Source organism: Levilactobacillus fujinensis (assembly GCF_003946335.1).
Classification (GTDB): Bacteria; Bacillota; Bacilli; order Lactobacillales; family Lactobacillaceae; genus Levilactobacillus; species Levilactobacillus fujinensis.
In genome coordinates this window covers 1-8517 of the sequence record NZ_RHNX01000058.1, presented here as the reverse complement: position 1 = coordinate 8517, position 8517 = coordinate 1, and the positions used below count along the sequence as shown (strand labels likewise).

The following is an 8517-nucleotide window of genomic DNA, read 5'->3' as shown; positions in this document are numbered from 1 at the left end:
TGGGGCAGTGTGCCCCTTTTATTATACAGAAAATGGCGTCGACAGATTTCTCTATCAACACCAAATATCATAGAACCACTATAACGAAGGGGGAATAGCATAATGAAAATTTTTCAACGCACATTTGGTATGATGAGTTTATTACTAACTGGAGTGAGCTTAGGCGTCGGCAACGATGTAGCCTTGGCTGACGCGACAACAAGTTATCCTTGGGAGATTACTTATAAGTTAGCAACGACGAATGACGATGGGAGTAAGACGACTACCTTTTTCGATAAAGTGACGCAAATGGTGACACCAGGGGAAAGAGTGCCGGGCCATCCGAAATTAATGGTGCCAGGTCTCCGGATTATGGTTATGAAACATGCGTTAGAACAAAACCTCGCAGTTCCAATCAATGTGTTGTACTATGCAGAATCTAAAGCAGCAGTTGCTGTAAACTACTTAGATGAAACGGGAAAACAGGTTGGTCGTTATAAGACCCATGCTGCGTTGATGATGGGTGGGCTCGTACGGTTGACTGCGCCAGAAGGTTATCGTTTGACGACGACTGAAACGACTCGTAGAGTTTTTAAGCCAGTTGATACTTGGCAAGTACGGGTACAGCCGTTGACAATCACGGTACCACCGGTGAATCAGCTGGTGCCAAAGCCCGAGCCGGCACCGAAACCAGAGCCGGCACCGAAGCCCGAGCCGGCACCGAAACCCGAACCAGCACCGAAACCCGAACCAGCACCAAAGCCCGAGCCGGCACCGAAGCCCGAACCGGCACCGAAGCCCGAGCCGGTACCGAAACCAGAGCCGGTACCGAAGCCCGAGCCAGCACCGAAACCTGAGCCGGCACCGAAACCTGAGCCGGCACCAAAGCCAAAGCCGAAGCCAGAACCGAAGCCAGCACCGAAACCTGAGCCGGCACCGAAACCTGAGCCGGCACCAAAGCCAGAACCGGCGCCAAAGCCCGAGCCAGAGCCGAAGCCGAAGCCCGAACCGGCACCGAAGCCAGAACCGGCACCGAAACCTGAGCCGGCACCAAAACCTGAGCCGGCACCAAAGCCAAAGCCGGTACCGAAGCCAGAACCGAAGCCAGAACCGAAGCCAGAACCGAAGCCAGAACCGAAGCCAGAACCGAAGCCAGAACCGAAGCCAGAACCGAAGCCAGAACCGAAGCCAGAACCGAAGCCAGAACCGAAGCCAACACCAACACCAACACCAACACCAACACCAACACCAACACCAACACCAACACCAACACCAACACCAACACCAACACCAACACCACATCCGGTACCAGTACCAAAGCCAGATACAAAGCCAAGCACAAATTTGAACGAGAGTCATAATGTGACAGGTAAACCAAATAAAATGTCAGTGCTTAGTTCCGCTAGTAATCATAGTTCATCGGCACAAATGGTTACGCCATCGGACATTCAGTCAAAGCCTTTCAAGTCGGCGGTGCAATCAGTTTCAGAGGATAAGAACGAAGCTGCACCTGATAACGGTGAACCACTAAAGCAAAAGAAGAAGGATCGTGGAACGATAAATCTTCAGTCAGTTCCGAATCAATCGAAAAAGGTCGCTAAAGTACATTCTAGTGATAATAATCCCCTACCGCAGACTAGTGAGAAGCAATCGTCAGCGCAAATTGTCGGACTGGGTTTACTTCTCAGTTTGATTACTGGCTGGCTCTATCGACGATTTATTCGTTAAACGTTCTCCCAACTGTGATAGACTAGTAAATGGACAGTTTATTTACTAGTTAGGGGGACTTATGGATGAAACGGAAAAAAACAACCCAACACGACTTAACCCGACTAAATGCCATCGCTTTTGGCAGTTTAGTCGGGTTATTAGCTGGAGCGGTCGTGAGCGTGTTTCGCTTGGCCATTGAGCGTCTCCTAATCATAGTTCAGGGATGTTACGGGTGGCTCGGCCAACATCCACTGTGGCTCATTCCTTGGGCAATTTTCATGCTGGTTCTGGCCGTTATTGTTGGGCGGTGGACAAAGCAAACACCGATGATCAAAGGTTCTGGGATTCCACAAGTTGAGGGACAGTTGGCTGGTGAAATGGACTATGCCTGGTGGCCAGCACTTTGGAAGAAATTTGTCAGTGGTATCTTAGGTATCGGTTCAGGGCTCTTTCTGGGTCGTGAAGGACCTTCTATTCAACTCGGTGGAACGGTGGCTCAGGGAGTTGCAGAGCGATTGAATTTCACGGGCTCACGGCGGCGACTGATGATCGCAGGCGGGGCTGCTGCAGGCTTATCAGCTGCATTCAACGCCCCAATCGCCTCAACACTGTTTATTTTGGAAGAAGTCTATCACAGTTTCTCAACATTAGTGTGGTTGACGGCACTAACTAGTGCGGTCGTTGCCAATTTCGTGTCGAATGAGGTTTTTGGGCTTACACCAGTTCTACACATTAACTTTCAACAAGCCTTGCCATTGAAATATTATGGGTTACTTCTCATTCTAGGAATTGGTTTAGGCCTACTAGGCTTCGGCTACCAGTGGGCAACGTTAAACAGTGGAGATTGGTATGCAAAACTAAAAATATTGCCAGAGTGGCTAAATGGTGTCATTCCATTTCTACTGGTTATTCCGATTGGCTTGTTATGGCCAGAGACATTGGGCGGCGGTAATCAGATGATTGTTGGTTTTGCCCAGAACACACCACTACTCTTACCCTTAATTGGTTACTTTATCTTGCGGTTCTGTTTCTCAACGATTAGTTATGGGTCGGGACTTCCTGGTGGAATCTTTTTACCAATTCTGACGTTGGGGGCGCTATTAGGTGCAATTGGGGCTCGGAGCTTCGTTGAGTTGGGGTGGTTGCCACGGATGTTTGTGGCTAACTTCATGATCTACGCGATGGCAGGTTACTTTGCCGGTATCTCCAAGGCACCATTTACGGCAATTTTACTGATTACGGAAATGGTCGGAACGTTACAGCATTTGATGCCACTGGCGGTGGTGTCGATTGTTGCCTATATTACCGTTGATGTTCTTGGTGGCGCACCCATTTATGAGGCCATGTTGGAGCGGATGGTCAAGCCTGCCAATTTTAGTTCGCAGGGACCAACTGATCGATTGGAATATCCGGTTGAAGAAAGTTCTGAAATTGCTGGCGAACAGGTGCGAGATTTATCCTGGCCAGTGGGTTCATTACTCGTCAGTGTTCGCCGGGGTGAACGTGAGGTAATTCCCCATGGGGACACCATTCTCAGGACCGGTGACACGTTAATAATTTTCACGTATCGGCAGAATCGAGCTTACGTACGTCAGCAGTTAGACAGAGTTCGTCGGCATGATGTGCAGCAGAACATCCCGAATTAAGCAAGCTCGGGACTGGTAAAAACGGACTGACTATGATAAATTAGGAAGAGTATAGTTAGACCTATTAGACCTATTTGAATAGGTAGGAGGCAAATTTGTGTATAATTTTTTAATGACGTGTATTTTAATTGTCGCCGTGCTTATCATTATCGCGGTAATGATGCAGCCCGCTAAGACCAACGACGCGTTGTCCGCTTTATCTGGTGGTGCGGATGATTTATTTGCGAAGCAAAAGCCCCGGGGCTTTGAAGCATTCATGCAAAAGGTCACGGTTGTCTTGAGTGTACTTTTCTTTGGACTGGCAATGGCTTTAGTATACCTATCTTCACACTAGAGAAGTGGCCTCCTGTTCGTTTGTTACGGGGGGCTTTTTTACAGACTATCTAAAAATAGCGGAAAGTGGTGGTTTGATATGATTCGAAAACCAACCCCGCTCTTTTTCGAGCAGGGGCCCCGAGCAGTTATTCTGCTCCATGCCTATTCGGGTAGTTCTAACGATATGCGCTTATTAGCGCGACGGTTAGAAAGCGAGCAGTATACGGTACTGGCACCGATCTTTACTGGCCATGCAACGGGTGACCCTGCAGATATTTTGAAAGAAGGATCCCCGCAACGTTGGTGGCAAGATACGCAAGATGCCATCGCATTTTTACGGCAGCGTGGCTACCAACAGATTGCCATCTTTGGTTTGTCCTTAGGCGGATTATTTGCTACCCGGGCGTTACAAATGGATGCTGACCTATTGGGTGGGGGAACAATTGCATCTCCGGTTATCTTTAAGGGACAGACCAATGTCCCCAGTGCTTTTATTGAGATGGCACGTGCAGCTTATACCGCCCAACACCTGACTGGTGAAGAACTGGCGCAACGTTTAGCTTGGGTGCAGGCGCATCTCGATGCGCAGTTAATGGCAATTCAAGCTTTTGCGGACACCACGGCGACTCACTTAGACAGAATCAAGCAGCCCGTCTTTATCGCCCAGGGGGAAGCCGATCAAATGATCGATCCCCGTTCTGGTAAGTGGTTGGCGGATGCTTATCCAACTAATCAAATTGATTTCCATGAGTATGCGGGAGCGGGCCACGTTCTAACTGTGAATGCGGCTCACCATGCTTTGGAGACAGATATTTTAACTTTTTTACACACAATCTTTTAAAAATAACGAGGAATCGATAGTGCAAGATAATAAATTAAGAACCGATTTAACAGCGTTCTTCCGAGCACACTCGGACCAGAACTACACAGTAGAAGATATTTCTGATGCGCTGCATTACCACGGATCAGCTGCCTTTAAACTGATCGTGCAAGAGCTAGCACAGCTGGAACGGGATGGGTTGGTACAGGTTACCGACCATGGTCATTTTCAATTGGATCCTAGCCAACGGACGTTGACCGGAATCTTCCATGGTAACGACAAAGGTTTCGGCTTCGTTGCTTACGATGAAAATAAGATTGAACCAGACGCCTATATCGCGCCTGATAATACGTTGCGGGCATTAAACGGTGATACGGTTAAAATCGAAATCGTCCGTGCCGGCGACCCCCGAAGTGGCAAGGGACCAGAAGGTAAAGTCACGGAAATTGTGGAACATCACTATGAACAGGTCGTTGGAGAATTCTTCCAGACGGACGATGACGCCGGTTACTTAGGTCAGGTTCGTTTGACTGACAAGAAGATCATGAAGTATAAATTCTACGTGACCAACGTTGGGTTGAACCCCACACCAGGTGAAGTGGTGACTGCAGAAATTACGGAATATCCGAACCCTGAGCATCCAGATGCCATGGTGGGGATTGCCAAGCAAGTCATCGGGAGTGTTGATGATCCCGGTATCGACATTTTACAGATTGTCTACCAACACAACATTCCATCAGAGTTTCCTGAAGAAGTGATGCAGGCCGCTGATGAAATTCCAGATCACGTCTTACCAGAAGAAATGACCGGCCGTGAAGACATCACGAAGCAAGATTTAGTCACCATTGATGGCGAGTCTTCAAAAGATTTAGATGATGCCGTTACGGTGTGGAAGTTACCCAATGGGAATTACCATTTAGGAGTCCACATTGCGGACGTTTCGCACTATGTTCAGGAAGATTCTATCTTGGACAAGGAAGCCTACAAGCGAGGGACCAGTGTATACCTGACTGACCGAGTTATTCCAATGTTGCCACGGCGCTTATCCAACGGAATCTGTTCGTTAAATGAAGGCGAACTTCGGTTGTGTATGAGCTGTGACATGGAAATCAATCCAGAAGGCCACGTTGTGAAGCATCGAATTCACCCGTCTGTTATGCGTTCTAAGGCCCGAATGACCTACACGGCCGTTAACCAAATCTTGGAATCCCATGATCAATTGACGATGGATCGTTACAAGGATCTCGTCCCAATGTTTGAACAAATGGGTGAGTTACACAAAATCTTATTGAAGCAGCGGAAGCATCGTGGCGCTATTGACTTCGACGACCGTGAAGCTGAAATCATTGTGGATGACAAAGGTCACGCCATTGACGTTAAGCTGCGGACTCGTGGCTTGGCTGAACGGATGATTGAATCCTTTATGTTAGCTGCTAACGAAACGGTTGCGGAACATTACTTCCGCGCCAAAGTTCCGTTCCTTTACCGGGTCCACGAAACGCCAGATGGTGACCGTGTCCGGAGCTTCTTCGAATTCTTAACGGCCTTCGGAATCAACGTTAAGGGTGACCCGAACCACTTGCGTCCTAAGATGTTACAAGGCGTTCTCAAGCAAGTTGCCGGTAAGCCGGAAGAAGCCATGGTTTCCGTAATGATGTTACGGAGCTTGAAGCAAGCTCGTTACGCCGATCAGTCCTTAGGTCACTTTGGGCTGGGTGCGGAATTCTACACTCACTTTACGTCACCAATCCGGCGGTACCCAGATACCATGGTTCACCGAATGATTCATTATTACGAAGATCATGGGATCAACGACGCTAGTAAGGAAAAGTTTGCTCCTATCTTGGAAGAAATCGGTGTGCACACGTCCGAAGCTGAACGTCGGGCCATTGATGCAGAACGTGATACCAATGACATGAAGATGGCAGAATACATGGCTGATCATGTCGGCGAAGAGTTCGATGCCGTCGTTAGTTCCGTCATGAAGTTTGGAATGTTCGTTGAATTACCAAACACCATCGAAGGGTTGATTCATATTAGCCGGATGCAAGATGACTATTACGAATACGTTGAAAAGTACCTAGCCTTGGTTGGGCGCAACACGCGGCGGACTTACCGGATTGGACAAGCAATTCGGGTCAAGGTCATTCATGTTGATAAGGAACAGAGCGAAATTGACTTTGAATTGTTAAATCCAGAGGCAGCACCAACTAGTGACTTATTACCACACCGCGAACACCGTTCTCGCGGCGGCAATTTCCATGGTCGGAGCAACAATAGTAATGGCCGTGGTAATGGCAATAATCAACAAAGCGGCGGTAACCATAATGGGAACCACCGTAACGGGAATCAACGACCATCGAATCAACACGGGAATACTGGCAGCAATCACCAACGGAATAATTCCAATGGTAATGGTGGCCAACACCGTAACAACTCACAAGGTGGTCGTCACTAAGCGAGGTGACAGAACTTGGTCAAGAAAAAGTCCAAGAAAACACCAGATAATGTTTTAGCTCAAAATCGAAAGGCCCGTCATGAGTACACGGTGACGGATACGATTGAGGCCGGACTCGTCTTGACGGGAACCGAAATCAAGTCTATGCGGGAACGTCGAATTAATTTGCAAGATGGTTTTGCTCAGATTCGAAATAACGAGGCTTGGTTAATGAACGTACACATTAGTGAGTACGTTCAGGGGAACCGTTTCAATCACGATCCACTACGTAATCGAAAACTTCTGTTACACAAGAAGGAGATTCGGCGCTTAGGTATTGCTACGAAGGACAAGGGGGTAACCCTGGTCCCGCTAAGAGTTTACCTAAAGCATGGGTTTGCCAAGGTACTGATTGGTGTTGCGCAAGGGAAACGTGAATTTGACAAGCGAGAAACCATTAAGCGACGGGAACAAGATCGTCAGATTGCTCGGGTCATGAAACGTTACTGATAATGAGTGAGGGGAAGGTTAGCTGGATAGCTAAACCCTTCCCCTTTTGTCTAGAATGAGTTATTCGGGAGGTTAACAGGTTATGGGCGCAACTCCAATTAAGATCCATGTTGAAAATTTGCACAAGGCCTTCGCTGGTAACGAAGTCTTGAAGGGAATTACGTTAGACGTTTATGCACAAGAGGTGCTGTGTATGATTGGACCCTCAGGTTCTGGAAAGAGTACCTTTTTACGTTGTCTAAACGGGTTAGAAGAGATTACGAGTGGGGTGGTGGAAGTTGACGGCCAGCGGATTGGTGATCCGCACGTCAATTTGAACCAAATTCGGGAAAATATTGGCATGGTCTTTCAGCACTTTAACTTATTTCCCCATCTGTCAGTTTTAAAAAACATCACACTTGGTCCGACACAGCTAAAAGGGGTGAGTGGCGTCGTGGCTAATGAACAGGCGGAGAAACTTCTGACACAGGTTGGTCTGGAGGATAAGGCAATGGCAATGCCCAATTCATTATCTGGTGGGCAACAACAGCGCGTGGCGATTGCCCGAGCACTGGCGATGGACCCAGAAATTATGTTGTTCGATGAACCAACCTCTGCTCTTGATCCTGAGATGGTGGGGGATGTCCTCCATGTTATGCAACGGTTGGCGGAGAATGGGATGACCATGGTGGTCGTCACCCATGAGATGGGATTTGCCAAAAATGTCGCCGATCAGGTCGTCTTCATGGATGATGGCATTATTCAAGAGTCGGGTACACCAACCGCTGTCTTCGAACATCCGCAGAACACGCGGACCCGAGAGTTCCTGAATAAAGTTCTGAACGTTTAATTGCGTTGCAATTGATTGGCTTGAGAAAATACTCTCGGGCTTTTTGAGTTGGCCGACAGGTAGTGAAGACGATAGGTTCAAGCAGAGGGTGAAAGTTAGTTGCCCAATTAAACTTTTAAATCAAAAATATTGCAAGAGTTATTCGTTTAAATTATCAACGAATTGTGGTATTCTTTGATAAAGGGTTGATACATAGGCTCTTTGTCAACCGGTGTTGATGGAGGGAATTTCGGAGGTTCAATTCATTTACGAATTGGGCCTCTTTTTTGTA

Annotated in this window: 7 protein-coding genes; all 7 read left to right on the top strand. The window is 47.8% G+C overall.

Going from position 1 to position 8517, the window contains the following annotated elements; genetic code table 11:
- Nucleotides 1–102: 102 nt before the first annotated feature.
- The 7 genes from EKM89_RS14140 (at nt 103) to EKM89_RS13100 (ending at nt 8246) form a co-directional block, all read left to right on the top strand.
- Nucleotides 103–1707 (top strand): LPXTG cell wall anchor domain-containing protein, encoded by a 1605-nt coding sequence (locus EKM89_RS14140; protein ID WP_191988774.1) that lies wholly within the window; start codon nt 103–105, stop codon nt 1705–1707.
- A gap of 65 nt (nt 1708–1772) precedes the next feature.
- Nucleotides 1773–3335 (top strand): ClC family H(+)/Cl(-) exchange transporter, encoded by a 1563-nt coding sequence (locus tag EKM89_RS13125; protein WP_125689215.1) that lies wholly within the window; start codon nt 1773–1775, stop codon nt 3333–3335.
- Between the two features lie 97 nt (nt 3336–3432).
- Nucleotides 3433–3669, top strand: a complete 237-nt coding sequence (gene secG / locus EKM89_RS13120; RefSeq protein WP_125689213.1) for a preprotein translocase subunit SecG — start codon at nt 3433–3435, stop codon at nt 3667–3669.
- Nucleotides 3670–3747: 78 nt separating this feature from the next.
- Entirely contained in the window at nt 3748–4491 is a 744-nt protein-coding gene (locus EKM89_RS13115) for an alpha/beta hydrolase (protein WP_125689211.1), read from the top strand.
- A 19-nt stretch (nt 4492–4510) separates the two neighbouring features.
- The gene (gene rnr / locus EKM89_RS13110) at nt 4511–6928 is read left to right on the top strand and encodes a ribonuclease R (protein WP_125689209.1); all 2418 of its coding nucleotides are present in this window, start codon (nt 4511–4513) and stop codon (nt 6926–6928) included.
- Nucleotides 6929–6943: 15 nt separating this feature from the next.
- Nucleotides 6944–7417 carry an SsrA-binding protein SmpB gene (gene smpB, locus EKM89_RS13105; RefSeq protein WP_125689207.1) on the top strand — a complete coding sequence of 158 codons (474 nt, stop codon included), beginning with the start codon at nt 6944–6946 and terminating at the stop codon, nt 7415–7417.
- A gap of 82 nt (nt 7418–7499) precedes the next feature.
- Entirely contained in the window at nt 7500–8246 is a 747-nt protein-coding gene (locus EKM89_RS13100; RefSeq protein ID WP_125689205.1) for an amino acid ABC transporter ATP-binding protein, read from the top strand.
- Nucleotides 8247–8517 lie beyond the last annotated feature (271 nt).